13 protein-coding genes and 1 pseudogene are annotated in these 15,818 nt (G+C 72.1%); 2 read left to right on the top strand and 12 right to left on the bottom strand.

Annotated features, from left to right (window positions below; genetic code table 11):
- Nucleotides 1-459, top strand: a complete 459-nt coding sequence (locus AB0K09_RS17720) for an ATP-binding protein (RefSeq protein WP_366066296.1) — start codon at nucleotides 1-3, stop codon at nucleotides 457-459.
- Between the two features lie 12 nt (nucleotides 460-471).
- Here AB0K09_RS17720 and AB0K09_RS17715 read toward each other — a convergent pair whose 3' ends face one another.
- Nucleotides 472-1,263: an SGNH/GDSL hydrolase family protein gene (locus AB0K09_RS17715; protein WP_366066295.1), complete on the bottom strand. Its 792-nt coding sequence runs from the start codon at nucleotides 1,261-1,263 to the stop codon at nucleotides 472-474.
- Nucleotides 1,264-1,404: 141 nt separating this feature from the next.
- Here AB0K09_RS17715 and AB0K09_RS17710 point away from each other — a divergent pair, with 141 nt between their 5' ends.
- A complete protein-coding gene (locus AB0K09_RS17710; protein ID WP_366066294.1) occupies nucleotides 1,405-2,196 on the top strand; it encodes a tyrosine-protein phosphatase in 792 nt (263 codons plus the stop codon).
- An 18-nt stretch (nucleotides 2,197-2,214) separates the two neighbouring features.
- Here the strand turns inward: AB0K09_RS17710 and AB0K09_RS17705 are convergent, their stop codons facing one another.
- The 11 genes and pseudogenes from AB0K09_RS17705 to AB0K09_RS17655 all read right to left on the bottom strand — a co-directional run.
- On the bottom strand, nucleotides 2,215-3,648 hold the full coding sequence (locus AB0K09_RS17705; protein ID WP_366066293.1) for an aspartate aminotransferase family protein: 1,434 nt from the start codon (nucleotides 3,646-3,648) through the stop codon (nucleotides 2,215-2,217).
- Nucleotides 3,645-5,561 (bottom strand): 1-deoxy-D-xylulose-5-phosphate synthase, encoded by a 1,917-nt coding sequence (gene dxs / locus AB0K09_RS17700; RefSeq protein ID WP_366066292.1) that lies wholly within the window; start codon nucleotides 5,559-5,561, stop codon nucleotides 3,645-3,647. The genes AB0K09_RS17705 and dxs overlap by 4 nt, the downstream gene beginning before the upstream one ends.
- 66 nt (nucleotides 5,562-5,627) lie before the next feature.
- Nucleotides 5,628-6,794, bottom strand: coding sequence for a flavodoxin-dependent (E)-4-hydroxy-3-methylbut-2-enyl-diphosphate synthase (gene ispG, locus AB0K09_RS17695; protein ID WP_366066291.1), 1,167 nt, complete (start codon nucleotides 6,792-6,794; stop codon nucleotides 5,628-5,630).
- 5 nt (nucleotides 6,795-6,799) lie between these two features.
- Nucleotides 6,800-7,822, bottom strand: a complete 1,023-nt coding sequence (hpnH, locus tag AB0K09_RS17690; RefSeq protein WP_366066290.1) for an adenosyl-hopene transferase HpnH — start codon at nucleotides 7,820-7,822, stop codon at nucleotides 6,800-6,802.
- A 6-nt stretch (nucleotides 7,823-7,828) separates the two neighbouring features.
- Complete coding sequence (locus AB0K09_RS17685; RefSeq protein WP_366066289.1) at nucleotides 7,829-8,473, bottom strand: 1-hydroxy-2-methyl-2-butenyl 4-diphosphate reductase; 645 nt, start codon at nucleotides 8,471-8,473, stop codon at nucleotides 7,829-7,831.
- Nucleotides 8,473-10,518 (bottom strand): squalene--hopene cyclase, encoded by a 2,046-nt coding sequence (gene shc / locus AB0K09_RS17680; protein WP_366066288.1) that lies wholly within the window; start codon nucleotides 10,516-10,518, stop codon nucleotides 8,473-8,475. Before shc ends, AB0K09_RS17685 begins: the two co-directional genes overlap by 1 nt.
- 136 nt (nucleotides 10,519-10,654) lie before the next feature.
- The gene (locus AB0K09_RS17675) at nucleotides 10,655-11,719 is read right to left on the bottom strand and encodes a polyprenyl synthetase family protein (RefSeq protein WP_366066287.1); all 1,065 of its coding nucleotides are present in this window, start codon (nucleotides 11,717-11,719) and stop codon (nucleotides 10,655-10,657) included.
- 70 nt (nucleotides 11,720-11,789) lie between these two features.
- Nucleotides 11,790-13,175, bottom strand: a complete 1,386-nt coding sequence (gene hpnE, locus AB0K09_RS17670) for a hydroxysqualene dehydroxylase HpnE (RefSeq protein WP_366066297.1) — start codon at nucleotides 13,173-13,175, stop codon at nucleotides 11,790-11,792.
- 154 nt (nucleotides 13,176-13,329) lie between these two features.
- Nucleotides 13,330-14,280 (bottom strand): presqualene diphosphate synthase HpnD, encoded by a 951-nt coding sequence (gene hpnD, locus AB0K09_RS17665; protein ID WP_366066286.1) that lies wholly within the window; start codon nucleotides 14,278-14,280, stop codon nucleotides 13,330-13,332.
- Nucleotides 14,277-15,176: a squalene synthase HpnC gene (hpnC, locus tag AB0K09_RS17660; protein ID WP_366066285.1), complete on the bottom strand. Its 900-nt coding sequence runs from the start codon at nucleotides 15,174-15,176 to the stop codon at nucleotides 14,277-14,279. Before hpnC ends, hpnD begins: the two co-directional genes overlap by 4 nt.
- 479 nt (nucleotides 15,177-15,655) lie before the next feature.
- A pseudogene (locus tag AB0K09_RS17655) lies at nucleotides 15,656-15,818 on the bottom strand (ABC transporter ATP-binding protein); the annotation flags it as partial.

Here is a 15,818-nt window from a genome sequence, read left to right as displayed (position 1 = left end):
GTGGTCCCCTCCCATGACGCACCCTCGCTGGGGCACTGCGGCGCCTTTCTCGGCGGGCGCCTGCAGGACGCCTTCCACTTCCCGGCCCTCAACGCCTCGGTGGCGGAGGCGCGAAGACGAGTTCTCGCGCGGCTGCGGGAGTGGGGAATCGACGAAGGGGCGTGCGACGACGCCCAGTTGGTGATATCCGAGCTGTTCACCAACGCCGTGCGGCACACCGACAGCGACAAGGTCAGCTGCCAACTGCGGGTGAGCGGGGCGGCCCTGCGGATCGAGGTGGCCGACCAGGGCTACGCGTCGACGCAGCCGCGGGCGCGGTGCAGCGGCGCGGACGAGGAGAGCGGACGCGGACTCCTGCTGGTCGGGGTACTCTCCCAGGCATGGGGGGTCCGGCCCGACGACAGCGGCCGCGGCCGCGTCGTCTGGGCCGATCTGCCGCACGGGCGGCTCCCCCACTGACCCCCCGGTTTCTTACAGCGGCAGCAGGTCCGGCCGCTTGGGCTCCACGTTGTCGCCCGAGGACTCGCCGCGCAGCCGGCGCCCGATCCAGGGCACCAGGTGCTCGCGCGCCCAGTGGATGTTGTCCCGGCGCACCTCGGCGGGCGTGCGCAGTCCCTCCGGCGGCCACGGCTGGTCCGGGTCGGCCGGCACGTCGAGGCCGAGGACCTGGGCGGCCCGCAGCGCCACGCGTGTGTGCCCGTCGGCCGACAGGTGCAGCCGGTCGTCGCTCCAGGCCCGCCGGTCCTGCACCGAGCGCAGCGACCACAGGTCCAGGACCGGGCAGCCGTGCCGGTCCGCGATGGCCCGCACGTGCGCGGTGTACGTCGCGATCTTCCCCCGCAGATGACGCAGCACCGGCACGCCCCGCGTGTCGAATCCGGTGCACAGCAGCACCGTGCCGACGGAGGCCGCGAGCTCGGCCACCGCCGCCTCGTACCGCTCGGCCACGTCGTCCGGGTCGCTGCCCGGCCGCAGGATGTCGTTGCCGCCGGCGCAGAAGGTCACCAGGTCCGGGCCGAGCTCCTTGGCCCGGGGTACCTGCTCCTCGACGATCTGATCGAGGAGCCTGCCGCGCACGGCCAGGTTGGCGTACCGGAAGGTGTGTTCTTCCTGCTGGTCCGATAGGAGTACGGCCAGTCGGTCGGCCCAGCCGACGAAGGAGCCGTCGGGACCCGGGTCCCCGACGCCCTCGGTGAAGCTGTCCCCGACGGCTGCGTACGACCCGATCGCGCTCTTGCTGAAAGGTTTCGAATCGTCTGCCACGTCAGCACATCTTTCACCTTCGCAAGTGACCTACGCCACCGTAACCAGGGGTTGACGTGCCGTGATGTATCCCACCCCGGCAATCCGGCACATCGCGGAATACGATGCGGTCCGAGCCGATCCCCGTCCCCAGGAGCGCCCGTGACCCAGACGCCGCCGCACGTCCCCTCGACCGAACCGGAGCTGGCGGGGGTGCGCAACTTCCGCGATCTGGGAGGCATGCCGGCCGCCGACGGCCGGCGCGTACGGCCCGGCGTCCTCTTCCGCAGCGGTCACCTCGCCCACGCGACGGAGGCGGACGCGGCCTTCCTGGGCTCGCTCGGCCTGCACACCGTCTTCGACTTCCGCAACGCGGCGGACATCGCGCTGGAGGGCCCGGACGTGACGCTCCCGGGCGTGCGCAACGTCAACATCCCGCTGTCGGACCCGGCGGACGGCGGCGAGTTCTGGAAGATGGTGCACGACGGCGATCTGCGGCAGCTGCGCGAGGCCCTCGGCGACGGCCGGGCGGCGGGCCGCATGGCCGCCTCGTACCGGGTGCTCATCACGACGCGCACGGCCGAGCACAGCCGGGTGCTGCACGCGCTGGCGGAGGACAGCGTGCCGGCGCTGATGCACTGTGCCGCCGGCAAGGACCGGGCGGGGCTGACGGTCGCGGTGACGTTGCTGGCGCTCGGGGTGGCGCCGGGGGTGATCGAGGCGGACTACCTCGAGTCCAACGCGCCGCACCGGAGGTATCCGGTGCGGCGCGTCGGCTCCGCGGAGGTGATGGACTTGCTGTCGCCGCTGTTCGAGGCGCGGGCGGAGTACCTCGCCGCGGCGTTCGCCGCGATCGAGGAGACCTGGGGAACGACCGAGCGGTACCTCAGTGAGGGGCTCGGGCTCGGAACCGGGGCCCTCGAGCGGCTTCGCAGTCGGTTGCTGACCGGCTGAACGGCCCACACCCCCTGCTCAGCGCCCCGCCACCGCCTGCTTGACCAGGGTGCGGCCGAAGTCCCACATGAGGCCGCCGCCGTTGTGGGCCTCCTCCATGACCGCGGTGAAGGCCTCGACGAAGCGGTCGACCTCGGGCTCGCCGATGATCAGGGGCGGGATGAGCTTGATGACCTCCAGGTGGTCGCCCGAGACCTGGGTGAGGATGCGGTGCTTCTGCAGCAGCGGCACCACGACCATCTGGGCGAACAGGCCCTTGCGCGCCGCCTGGAGCATGGTCCAGCGGCCGCGCAGGCCCAGCGACTTCGGCTTGCCGAACTCGATGCCGATCATCAGGCCGCGGCCGCGCACGTCGTGCAGCAGCTCGTACCGGTCGGTCAGCGCCGCCAGCCGGGTACGCAGCAGGTCTCCGGTGCGGCGGGCGTTGGCGACCACCCCCTCGTCCTCCATGACGGAGAGCACCGCGAGTCCGGCCGCCATCGCCTGCGCGTTGGAACCGAAGCTCGCCGAGTGGACCAGCACCCGGTCCATGGAGGAGTAGACCTTCTTGAAGATCCAGTCCTTGCCGAGGGTGGCGCCTACGGGCACATAGCCGCCGGAGAGCGCCTTCGCCACGCACACCAGGTCCGGCTCGACGCCGGCCTCGTGCTGGTAGGCGAAGAACTCGCCGGTGCGTCCGACGCCCGTCTGCACCTCGTCCGCGATGAGCAGCGCCTTGTACCGGTGCAGCAGCTCCTGGGCCGCGCGCAGATAGCCGGGCGGGGGCATGTGGACGCCCTTGCCCTGGATCGGTTCGACGACGAAGCCGGCGACGTCGCCGCGCCGCAGCTCCCGCTCCAGGGCGTCCAGGTCGCCGAGCGGGACGGCGGTGTCCGGCAGCAGGGGCGCGAAGCCGTCCCGGAAGCCCTCCTCGCCGTTGACGGACAGCGAGCCGGCCGTCAGCCCGTGGAAGGCGTGCTCGCAGTAGAGCACGCGTTTCTTTCCCGTGGCGTAGCGGGCGAACTTCAGCGCCGTCTCCACGGCCTCGGTGCCGCTGTTGCCGAAGAACACCCGGTCCAGGTGCGGGGCGTACGACAGGAGCTTCTCGGCCAGCAGGCCGGGCAGCGGCGGGCAGTCGAAGCGGGTGAGGTCGGCGAGCGAGGCGTCGAGGACGTCGTGCATCGCCTTGCGGACGACCGGGTGGTGGCGGCCGACGCCCATCACGCCGAAGCCGGCCAGCATGTCGAGGTAGTCCTGGCCCTCGGCGTCCCAGAAGTAGGCGCCCTCGGCCCGCTCGTAGAACTTGTCGAAGCCGATGGTGTGCAGCATGCGCGGCAGCTGGTGGTTCAGGTGCCGGGCGTGCAGCTCGTACCGCTCGCCCCCGCGTTCGGCCAGCAGCCTGGCCAGGTCGAACCCCTTCTCCGCGGCCTTCGCCTGCGACCCGGTCTGCTCGTCCTTCTCGACGGCGGTCATGCCTGCGTCTCCTTAACCGCCTCGCGGGCTTCCTTGCGGGCCAGCACGGCACTGATCCGGCCGGCGATCTCTGCGGGGGTGAGCCCCAGGTCGGCCAGTACCTCGGCACGCTTGGCGTGCGGCAGGAACTGTTCGGGGATGCCGAAGGTGCGCACCGGCAGGTCGATGCCCGCGTCGCGCAGCGTCTGGGCGACCGCCCAGCCGACGCCGCCGGTGCGGCTGTTGTCCTCGACCACGGCGATCAGCCGGTGCCGCGCGGCCAGGGCGGGCAGCGCCTCGTCGACCGGCTTGACCCAGCGCGGGTCGACGACGGTGCAACTCGTGCCGCGCGCCTGGAGCAGCTCGGCGGCGTCCAGGCACACCCGGGCCATGGCGCCGACGGCGACCAGCAGGACGTCGCCGCCCTCGTCCTCGCCCCCGGGGCGGGCGAGGACGTCCATGCCGCCGGTCCGGCCGACGGCAGGGATGTCCTCGCCCACGTCCTCCTTGGGGAAGCGCACCACGGTGGGCGCGTCCTCGACCTGGACGGCCTCCCGCAGCTGGGCCCGCAGCTGCTGGGCGTCACGCGGGGCCGCGATCCGCAGGCCGGGCACGACCTGGAGGACGGACATGTCCCACATGCCGTTGTGGCTGGGCCCGTCCGTGCCGGTCACGCCGGCCCGGTCGAGGACGAAGGTGACGCCGCACTTGTGCAGGGCCACGTCCATCAGCACCTGGTCGAAGGCGCGGTTGAGGAAGGTGGCGTAGACGGCGAAGACCGGGTGCAGCCCGCCGGTGGCCAGGCCGGCCGCCGAGACGGCGCCGTGCTGCTCGGCGATGCCGACGTCCCAGACCCGGTCCGGGAACGCCGTGGCGAACTTCTCCAGGCCCACGGGCTGGAGCATCGCGGCCGTGATGGCGACGATGTCCTTCCGCTCACGGCCCAGCTCGACCATCGCGTCGCCGAACACCGACGTCCACGATGCGCCTCGGGACGGGGCCAGCGGCTGGCAGGTCAGCGGGTTCATCACGCCCACGGAGTGGAAGCGGTCCGCCTCGTCCTCCAGCGCCGGCTGGTAGCCGCGGCCCTTCTCGGTCCGGCAGTGCACCAGGACGGGACCGTGGAACCGCTTGGCCCGCCGCAGCGCCGACTCGACGGCGGCGATGTCGTGCCCGTCTATCGGACCCAGGTACTTCAGGCCCAGGTCCTCGAACATGCCCTGCGGCGCGAAGGCGTCCTTGAAGCCCTTCTTGGCGCCGTGCAGCGTCTCGTAGAGGGGCTTGCCGACGACCGGGGTGCGCTCCAGCAGGTCCTTGCCGCGGGCCAGGAAACGCTCGTAGCCGTCGGTCGTGCGCAGGGTGGCCAGGTGGTTGGCCAGACCGCCGATGGTGGGCGCGTAGGAGCGCTCGTTGTCGTTGACGACGATGATCAGCTGGCGGTCCTTGGCCGCCGCGATGTTGTTCAGCGCCTCCCAGGCCATGCCGCCGGTCAGGGCGCCGTCGCCGATGACGGCCACGACGTGCCGGTTCCAGCGGCCGAGCACCTGGTTGGCCTTGGCCAGGCCGTCGGCCCAGCCGAGCACCGTCGAGGCGTGGCTGTTCTCGATGACGTCGTGCTCGGACTCCTCGCGCGAGGGGTAGCCGGACAGACCGCCCTTGCCGCGCAGCTTGGAGAAGTCCTGGCGGCCGGTGAGCAGCTTGTGCACGTACGACTGGTGACCGGTGTCCCACAGGATCCGGTCGGAGGGCGAGTCGAACGCCCGGTGCAGAGCGATGGTCAGCTCCACCACACCGAGGTTCGGGCCCAGATGGCCGCCGGTTCTGGCCACCGCGTGAACCAGGAAATGGCGGATTTCCTCGGCGAGTTCGGTCAGCTCCTCGCCGTCCAAGGTCTTCAGGTCGCGCGGACCGCGGATGTTCTCCAGCAACGACACGCCGGCCCCCCTCCTCCTCTGCCGGCCCGACCCGGGCCGGGCTTTCTCTCGTCAGGCGCCGCCGGTCTACAGGACCGTGACGGCCGGCTCGCCCGAGGCGACGCCGTCCCTCTCCATCTGCTCCGCGAGCTTCATGGCCTCATCGATGAGGGTCTCCACGATCTTCGACTCGGGGACGGTCCTGATGACCTCGCCCTTGACGAAAATCTGCCCCTTGCCGTTGCCGGAGGCCACGCCGAGGTCGGCCTCCCGGGCCTCCCCCGGGCCGTTGACGACGCAGCCCATGACGGCCACCCGCAGCGGCACCTCCATGCCCTCCAGGCCGGCGGTGACCTCGTCGGCGAGCCGGTAGACGTCGACCTGGGCGCGGCCGCAGGACGGACAGGAGACGATCTCCAGCCTGCGCTGCCGCAGCCCCAGGGACTCCAGGATCTGGATGCCCACCTTGACCTCCTCCGCCGGCGGCGCGGAGAGGGAGACCCGGATGGTGTCGCCGATGCCCTCGGAGAGCAGCGCCCCGAAGGCCACCGCGGACTTGATGGTGCCCTGGAACGCCGGGCCCGCCTCGGTGACGCCCAGGTGCAGCGGGTAGTCGCACTGGGCGGCCAGTTGCCGGTAGGCGTTGACCATGACCACCGGGTCGTTGTGCTTCACCGAGATCTTGATGTCCCGGAAGCCGTGCTCCTCGAAGAGCGACGCCTCCCACAGCGCCGACTCCACCAGCGCCTCGGGTGTCGCCTTGCCGTACTTCTCCAGCAGACGCCGGTCCAGCGAACCGGCGTTGACGCCGATGCGGATCGGGGTGCCCGCCTCGGAGGCGGCCTTCGCGATCTCCTTGACCTTGTCGTCGAACTGCCGGATGTTGCCCGGGTTCACCCGCACCGCCGCACATCCCGCGTCGATCGCCGCGAAGACGTACTTCGGCTGGAAATGGATGTCCGCGATCACGGGGATCTGGGACTTGCGCGCGATCACGGGCAGCGCGTCCGCGTCGTCCTGCGACGGACAGGCGACCCGGACGATCTGGCAGCCGGACGCGGTCAGCTCGGCGATCTGCTGCAAGGTCGCCCCGATGTCCGCGGTGACCGTCGTCGTCATCGACTGCACCGACACCGGGGCGTCGCCGCCCACCGGGACGGACCCGACCTGGATGCGCCGCGAGGGGCGGCGGATCGCCAGCGGCCGGGCCGGTACGCCGGGCAGCCCCAGGGAGACCGGCTCGTTGGAGGTCATGGGTGTCAGCTCCGGTTCCCGGCCACGCTCTCGCGGGCCGCGCGCAGGGACTCCTTCAGTGATCCCATGGTGGCGAGCACGGCCGTGGGCTCGTAGCCGCAGTGGGCCATGCAGTTGTCGCACCGCGGGTCCTTGCCGCGCCCGTACTTCTCCCAGTCGGTGTCCTCGACGAGCTCCCGGTAGGTGGGCACGTACCCGTCGCTCATCAGATAGCAGGGGCGCTGCCAGCCGAAGAGCGAGTAGTTGGGGATGGCCCACGCGGTGCACGGGAAGTCGGCCTTGCCCTCCAGGAAGTCCAGGAAGAGCGGGCTGTGGTTGAGCCGCCAGCGCTCCCGGTTGCCGCCGGAGAAGGCCTTGCCGAACAGCTCGCGGGTCTGCTCGACGCCCAGGAAGTGATCCTGGTCCGGGGCCTTCTCGTAGGCGTAGGCAGGCGAGATCATCATCTCGTCCACCTTCAGCTCGTCGTTGAGGAAATTGAGGACCTCGACGACGGTCTGCGGTGTGTCGGTGTTGAAGAAGGTGGAGTTCGTGGTGACCCGGAAGCCGCGCCGCTTGGCCTCCTTGATGGCCGCCACCGCCTCGTCGAAGACGCCTTCCTTGGCGACCGACTCGTCGTGCCGCTCGCGCAGTCCGTCGATGTGCACGGCGAAGGCGAAATAGGGCGAGGGACGGAAGTTGTCCAGCTTCTTCCGCAGCAGCATGGCATTGGTGCAGAGGAAAACGTATTTCCGCCGCTCGACCAGCTGCTGGACGATCTCGTGGATCTGCGGGTGCATCAGCGGCTCGCCGCCCGCGATCGAGACCATCGGGGCGCCGGATTCCAGCACCGCGCCGACCGCCTGGGCGACCGGCATGCGCTGCCTGAGGATTCCGGCCGGATGCTGGATCTTGCCGCACCCTTCGCACTTGAGATTGCAGGCGAAGAGCGGTTCCAGCTCCACGATGAGCGGGAACTTCTCCCGCTTCCGCAGTTTCTGTTCAAAAAGGTAGCTCGCGACCCGGATGGTCTGGCGGAGCGGCATGGCCATGGTGTCTCACCTCCTGGGGAGCAGCAAAGAACGGTGCCATTCAAAAAAGGCGGGAAGCACGGTGCGCAGGACCCGGAATGCAGATATTCCACCGCGCAAAGTACCGATTCTCACGAGTTCATGTTCTGGAGCGTCCACGACCACTCGGACGGCCGCAACCGGGCGCGGACCCGCCCGGACGGCGCTTCGGAGCGTCGCGGCGGACTCCATGTCCACCGCGAGCGCGCCCGCGGCGTGCAGGGCCGCGCGTTCCACGCCCCGCACGACGTGGTCCGACCCCACGAGCGGTCCGGTGTGGATGGCGCGCCGGGGAGCGGCCTGGGCGAGCTGCTTGGCGAGCAGCTCGACGCCCACGCACTCGGTGCGCCCCGACGCGTAGCGGGTCTCGTCCGCGACGACCAGGTCCCCGGGGTGCATCCCGGGGGCCAGGCCGGCGCAGAACCCGGTGGCGATGACGGCCGCGTCGCGCATGGCCGGATCCTCGCCGAGCGTCCGCGCCACGGCACGGTCCGCGGCCTGCGGTCCCATGCCGGTGCGCAGGACGGTCACGGGCCCGGCCGCACCGCCGAGGCCGCCGCGCAGGGCGAGACGCTCGATGCCGAGCGCGCAGGCGATCAGCAGCGGTGCGGGCCCGCCCGTGCCGGAGGTCATCAGCTCTCCCGTCCCTCGAGTGCCGTGCCGCCGGAGCCGCCGCCGGGACCGCCGGCCGGGGCGAACGGGTCGCCGTGCAGGTAGCGGCCGAGGGCGGTGAGCGGGAAGACCTGGCGGTAGAGGTGGTAGTTGATGGAGAAGTCCCACGGGAAGCCGGTGCCGGTGAACTGGGGTTCGTCCCAGGACCCGTCCTCCCGCTGGGTCCGCGCCAGCCAGGCCACACCGCGCCGGACGGCCTCGCTCGACCGCTCCCCCGCGGCGAGCAGGGCCAGCAGCGCCCAGGCGGTCTGCGAGGCGGTGGACTCGCCGCGCCCGATCCACTCGGGATCGCGGTACGAGCGCAGGTCCTCGCCCCAGCCTCCGTCGGCGTTCTGCGCGCCCTCCAGCCAGTCCACCGCCCGCCGGACCGCCGGGTGGGAGGTGGGCAGTCCGGCCGCCACCAGGGCCGGGACCACGGCTCCGGTGCCGTAGACGTAGTTCACGCCCCAGCGGCCGAACCAGGCGCCGTTCTCCTCCTGCTCGGCCAGCAGCCACTCGATGCCGCGCCGGGTGCGCGGATCGTGCTCCTTGCCGAGGACGGCCAGCATCTCCACCACATGGGCGGTGACGTCCGCCGAGGGCGGGTCGATGACCTCGCCGAAGTCGCAGAAGGGCAGCTTGTTGGGGAACGGGCTGGTGTTGTCGGCGTCGAAGGCGCCCCAGGCCCCGTTCTTCGACTGCATGCCCAGCGTCCAGCGCACGGCGCGCTGCACGGCCGCCTCGACCCGGCGCGGCTCGGGGTGCTTGACGCGCTTGAGCGCGAGGACGACCTCGGCGGTGTCGTCGATGTCCGGGTAGTTGTCGTTGTGGAACTCGAACGCCCAGCCGCCCGGGGGCAGTTCGGGCCGCCGGACCTTCCAGTCGCCGGGCCGCGCGATCTCCTCGTCCAGCATCCAGTCGACGGCCTTGACCAGCGCCGGGTGGTCGCTCTCCAGGCCCGCGTCGGCGAGCGCGATGGCGGCCAGACAGGTGTCCCAGACCGGGGACTGGCATGCCTCGATCATGCGGACCGGGCGGCCCTGGTCGTCCTTGTGCCAGATGGCGAAACGGTCCAGCGACTCGAGCCCGGCGCGCAGGACCGGGTGGTCCAGGTCGTAGCCGAGCAGGTGCAGGGCGATGACCGAGTAGACGGCGGGGGGCTGGATGCCACCCCAGCAGCCGTCGTTCTCCTGGCGCTCGATGATCCAGCGTGCCGCCGAGTTGAGCGCCGTGCGGCGCAGCGGTCCGACCGCGACTCTGCGGTAGGCGTGCAGCGCCTTGTCCAGCCGCTGGAAGACGCCGTCCCAGCTGGCCGCCGGGGCCATCGGGCGCGGCGGGTTGGGCCGGCGGGGGTCGGTGTGCAGTTCGTCCAGGGAGAAGGGCGCGGGCCGTACGGGCCGCTTGGCCGAGACGACGGTCAGCGGCACGATGGTCTGCCGGGCCCAGCAGCCGAAGTCGTAGATGTTGAGCGGGATCCACTTCGGCACGAACATGATTTCCGGCGGCAGCTCGGGCAGGTGCTCCCACTTCCACCAGCCGAACAGCGCCAGCCAGATCCGGGTGAAGACCCGGGCGGAGGCGATGCCGCCCTGCTCCCGGATCCAGGCGGAGGCGGCGGCCATGTGCGGCTCGGCGGGGTCGTCCCCGGCCAGGCGGAGGGCGACGTAGGCCTCGATGGTGGTGGAGAGCTCGCCGGGTCCGCCGTGGAAGGTGGGCCAGGTGCCGTCCGGATGCTGCTGCGCCCGGATCCAGCGGGCGGCCGCGAGGGTGGTCTTCTCGTCCCGGATACCAAGGAACTGACGGAGCAGCAGGTCCTCGGCGTCCATGGTGACGTTGGTCTCCAGGTCGCCCTTCCACCAGCCCTGCTCGTCCTGACGGGACAGCAGGTGCTCGATGGAGCGGGCCGCGGCGTGCTCCGCCGCCTCACGGACAGCGCTGTCCGCGGGCTGGGGCAGAACGGTGGTGCTCTGGCCGGCCTCGGCTGCACGGGGCGGCAATGCCCCGGTGCCGTCGGTCGTCGCTGTCATGGTGTCCCCTTTGCGCAGTGAGTTTCTTCTCTGCCGTACTGCTGTACTTGGGGGTTCCGTCGGCCGGTGCTGCCGCGTGAGGGACACCGGCCGGCGACCGTGCAGGCTTGCTCAAGTGCGGTCGATAAAATCGGAATCATCTCTTTCGTACGACGACGAAGTCGGCGAGCGCGGTGAGCTGCGCCCGGACCTCGGCGGGCATGTCGACTCCGTCGAGTGCCTCGATGGCGGTCGCGTGCTGGCGGCGGGCCTCCTGGGAGCACCACTCCCGGCCGCCCGCCTCCTCGATCAACGCCGCGCGGGTGGCGAACTCTTCCTCGTCGAAGTCCTCGATCTGGTTCTCGCTGCTCTTGGCGTCCGCCGCGAGGATCGCGGCGAGCCGCTCGGAGGCCGGCCCGCCGGCCGCGAGGGCGGCGACGACCGGGAGGGACTTCTTGCGCTGGCGCAGGTCGCTCCAGGTCTGCTTGCCGGTGGCCTCCGGGTCGCCCCAGATGCCGAGCAGGTCGTCCACGGCCTGGAAGGCGAGCCCCAGGTGGTGGCCGTAGGCCTCCAGGACGTCGGCCGTGCGGTCGTCGGCGCCGCCGAGGACGGCGCCGATGGAGACGGCGCACGCCAGCAGCGCCCCGGTCTTGTTGCCCTCCATCTCCAGGCACTCGGCGACGGTGACCCGCTCGCGGTGCTCGAAGGAGATGTCCTGGGCCTGGCCGTCGATGAGCTTGCGGGTCGCCGTGGTGAGCCGCCGGGTGGCGCGGCCCGCCTCGACGGTGCCCAGCTCCAGCAGCACCTCGTTCGCGAGCGCGAAGAGCGCATCGCCGACGAGGATGGCCTGCTCGGGGCCGTAGACCTTCCACACCGTATCGCGGTGGCGCCGCTGCTCGTCACCGTCCATCAGGTCGTCGTGCAGCAGCGAGAAGTTGTGCACCAGCTCGACGGCCACGGCGCCGGGCACCCCCACCTCCGGGGGCGCGCCGGCCGCCTCGGCCGAGAGCAGTGCGAGCGCGGGCCGGACGGCCTTGCCGCTGTCGCCGTGCGTGGGCCGGCCTTCGGCGTCGATCCAGCCGAAGTGGTAGGCGGCGACAGTGTCCATGGGCGGCGCGAGCCGGCTCACGGCGGCACGCAGCACCGGCGTGGCAAGCGTCCGTCCGCGCTCCAGCAGGGCGTTGACGCCTGCGGTGTCGACAGCTGGGATCGCCGAAGTCACGGTCTCTCCTCTGGTGGTCGTGCTCACGCGCGCCCCGCTGCGGGTACGCGCGCCTTGTCGGCTCGCTGGTTCATACCGCCGCCTCCCGCAGGGGGTTGTGGTGCGGGCGGCCGAGCCCGGAGAGTGCCGCGCCGGCGGCGTTGAGACCGCTTCGCACCGCGCTCTCCATGGTCGCGGGCCAGCCGGTGGCGGTCCACGCCCCGGCCAGGTAGAGGCCGGGGGCGTTGGTGGGGGCGTGCGGCCGCAACCGGCCGACGCCCGGGGTCGGGGCGAACGTCGCCGTCCGCTCCCGCGTGACGAAGAAGTCCTTGACGCCGGCGCCGCGCGCGGCGGGCAACAGCCGCTCCAGCTCCGGCAGATAGCGCGCGCGCAGCTCGGCGACCGGCCGCTCGATGTCGTCGTGCGCGGCCGACTGGGAGACGGCCAGGTACTGGGCGCGGGCGTCGCGCTCGCGCAGTCCGGAGGAGTCGGTGCGGTCGAAGACCCACTGCACCGGGCTGCCGAGCGCGGCGAAGAACGGCTGCCGCAGGACTTTGCGGTCGTATACGACGTGCAGGTTGAGGATCGGCGCGGTGTCGATGCCGAGCAGCCGGTCCGGGTCGTCGAGGGCGCCCTCGGGGAGGAGGGCGTGGGTCTCGCGCTGGGGCACGGCGAGCACGACGGTGTCGGCCGTCAGCCGCTCGCCGCCGCCCGGGCCGGCCTCGGTGTCGACCTGCCAGCGGCCGTCCGGGCCGCGGGTCAGGCCGGTGGCCCGGGTGCGCAGCTCGGTGCGCACGCCGGCCTTGTCGAGGGCGGCGCGGGCCCGGGTGTCGTGCAGCTCGCCCAGCGGCACGCGCGCCCAGCCGATGTCGGCGGCGCCGGGCTCGGAGAGCAGCCCGGTCTTGAAGACCATGGCGGCCAGGCCCAGCGAGGCGTGGTCGGCGGTGGCGTTGAGCGTGGCGATGCCGACGAGGTCCCAGAGCGCCTCGACGGTGCGGGCGGACTGGCCGTGGCGGCGCAGCCAGGTGCCGAAGTCGACGTCGTCCAGGCCGGGGTCGGCCGGGTCGAGGTTGCCCAGCGCCAGCGCGGCCCGTCCCACGGTGGCCCGCTCGGCGAGCGAGAGGTGCGGGTAGGTGGCCAGGCTGGCGGCCAGGTGCAGCGGTACGGGCAGGGCGGTGCGGCGCAGCCGGCCGAGGCGGGGCCGCCCCGAGGGGTGGCCGACGTCGAGGACGGGCACGTCGAGCCGGCGCTGGAGCGGGGCCAGGCGCAGGGCGTCGAGCCGGTCGAGGAACCACTGGTAGGCGGTGCAGCAGCGCAGGTGGACGTGCTGGCCGTTGTCGACGGTCAGCTCGCCGCGGCGGAAGGAGAAGGCGAGCCCGCCCAGGCGGGGCCGGCCCTCCAGCAGGGTGACGCGCAGGCCGGCGTCGGCGAGCTGCAGGGCGGCGGTGATGCCCGCGAGGCCGCCCCCGATCACCACCGCGGCCGCCCCGTCGGGGCGGCCTGCCTGGTCAGCGCCGGTGCGGTCGGTCCCGTTGGTCCATGGCGTCACGCGATGACTCCCTCGGTCGCCGTGCGGAACGCCTCCGCCGGTCGGCGGGTCGCACACCGCCGGCCGGTGTGGATGCGGAACATCAGGCGCGCCCCCTGGCGGTCTGCCGGTGGACGCTGCGCGCGTCGTACCCGGACAGCCCGCGGACGGCCACGAAGGCCTTCTCATGCCCGGGCAGGGAGACCCTGCCGCGCAGCACGGCCTCCGGCTCCTCGGCGATGCGGTCCAGGAGCCGGCGGTAGATGCCGGACATGGCGGCGACGCAGGCCCCGCTGCGCCGGTCGAGCATCGGCAGCAGCCGCATGCCCTGGGCGAAGAGGGCGCGGGCGCGCCGCACCTCGAACTGCACCAGGCCGGGGAAGTCCGCGCCGGCCGGGGGCCGGGTGGAGTGGAACCCCTCGGAGCAGCCGAACTTGGCGAGGTCGTCGGAGGGCAGGTACGTGCGGCCGTTGGCCGCGTCCTCGCGGACGTCGCGCAGGATGTTGGTCAGCTGCAGCGCGAGCCCCAGCGTGTCGGCGTACTCGGCGGCTCGGCCGGCCTCCCGTGCGCCGGGCACGGTGCCGAAGACGCCCAGCGAGAGCCGTCCGATGGCGCCCGCGACGCAGCGGCAGTAGACGGCGAGGTCGTCCCAGGTCTCGTAGGTCTGGCCGCGGACATCCATCTGCACCCCGTCGATGAGCTCGTCGAGCCCGCCGATGGGGATCGGGAAGCGGCGCACGGCATGGGCGAGCGCGACGGCCACCGGATCGGTGTCGTCCTCGTCGACGTCGCCCTCCCTTATCCGGCCCAGCAGCTCCCGGGACTCCTCCAGGCGGATCCGCTTGGACTCGGGGTCCAGCGGTCCGTCGCCGATGTCGTCGATGCGCCGGGAGAAGGCGTACAGCGCCGACATGGCCCGCCGCTTGGCGGTGGGCAGGAGTCTGATCCCGTAGCTGAAGTTGCCGGCCTGCTGTCCGGTGACGGCCTCGCAGTAGCTGTACGCGGCGAGTACCGGCGCGGACGCGTGTGGCGTTCCGGTCACGGTCCCGCTCACCCCTCTCTTCGCAATGTCGCCGCCACCTCGCGCAGCAGGGTGGGCTTGGTGGGCTTGGGCGGTCCGGGCAGGACGTCGTAACCCGCGGCGGCGACCGCGCGGAGCGCGGCCCTCCCCCCGCCCACGAACCCCGCGAGCAACAGCTTCAGCCTGCCTCGGACGCTACCCACCAGGGGGGTCCCTTCATTCAGCAGGTGCCCGGCGCGTTCCGCCTCGTACGCGACCAGCGCGCGCAACGATGCGCCGCTGGTCGGCAGCGCGAGGTCGGACTCCGTGACGCGGAAGCGCTCCATGTCCTCGGCGGGGAGGTAGACGCGGTCGCGGCCGAGGTCCTCCGCGACGTCCTGTAGGTGTTCGACGATCTGCAGCGCGGTGCAGACCGCGTCCGAGCGGCGGATCCGCTCGGGAGTGGCCGTTCGGGTGATGCCGAGGACGAGCCGGCCGACGGGGTTCGCCGACAGCTCGCAGTAGGCCAGCAGCTCCTCGTACGTGGTGTAGCGGCGGACCCGCTGGTCCTGGCGGTTGGCCTCGATGAGCCCGAGGAAGGGCTCGGGGGTCAGACCGCACCGGCGCACGGTCGGGCGCAGGCGGATCAGCAGCGGATGGCGGGGGCCCGTGCCGGTGGCGTCGAAGACGCGCAGCAGGTCGGCCTCGAAGGCGTCCAGCATGACCGGCCGGTCGTCCACCTGCTCGCGGTCGAGGCCGAGCAGCTCGGCGTCCCGGCCGCCGGGGGCCAGGTCGCCGTCGCCGATGTCGTCGACGAGGCGGGCGTAGCCGTAGACGGCCATCAGGTCGTCCCGCCAGGCGCGGGGCACGAAGAAGGGCGCGACGGGGAAGTTCTCGTACGCGGCCTTGTCGAGCACGGCGCGCGCGTGCGCGTCCGTCCCGGCGGTCATCGGGGGCTGCCCGGAGCGGGGACGGCGTACGCGTCTTCGGCGCGGGAGGACCGCGTGGCCAAGGCAGCCGAGGCAGCCCACGCAGTCAACGCAGCCAATGCAGCCATTGCCGTCACATCTCCCGTTCTACACTGCCGAGCCAGAACATCCTATTTCGGACACGCCGCAGGTCCGCTCTCCCCTGACGGCTCCCCCCGCACCCCTGAGCCACCCCCCGCGCCGGCCCCGTCGGCACGGGATACACGGGTATCACCGAGCCGCGCCGCACATGGGCCACATACAGGCGCAAAACAGCACGCTACAGCCTACGCCGCACATGTGTCCGACGTCCGCCGGGGTACGTGCTTGATCCATACAATGCCACGCGGGGGCCGAATCAACCGTCCCAATAGGCCAGTTGATCGTTACGAACAGGTCAAGGCCCCCGTTGACAGAGTCGACGGGGGCCTGTTACGGACGGGCGTCGCGGCCGGGGCCGGCTAGCGGGCCGTCTCCTTCTCGTACGCCCGGACCACCTCGTCCGTCGGGCCGTCCATGAGCAGCTCGCCGCGCTCCAGCCACAGCACCCGGTCACAGGTGTCACGGATGGACTTGTTGTTGTGACTGACGAGGAAGACCGTGCCGGCCTCCTTGCGGAGCTCG

It is taken from the genome of Streptomyces sp. NPDC049577 (genome assembly GCF_040675635.1).
In the GTDB taxonomy this organism is placed as follows: domain Bacteria; phylum Actinomycetota; class Actinomycetes; order Streptomycetales; family Streptomycetaceae; genus Streptomyces.
The sequence above is the reverse complement of the archived record's forward strand: the minus strand, read 5'-3'. Positions and strand labels throughout refer to the sequence as shown.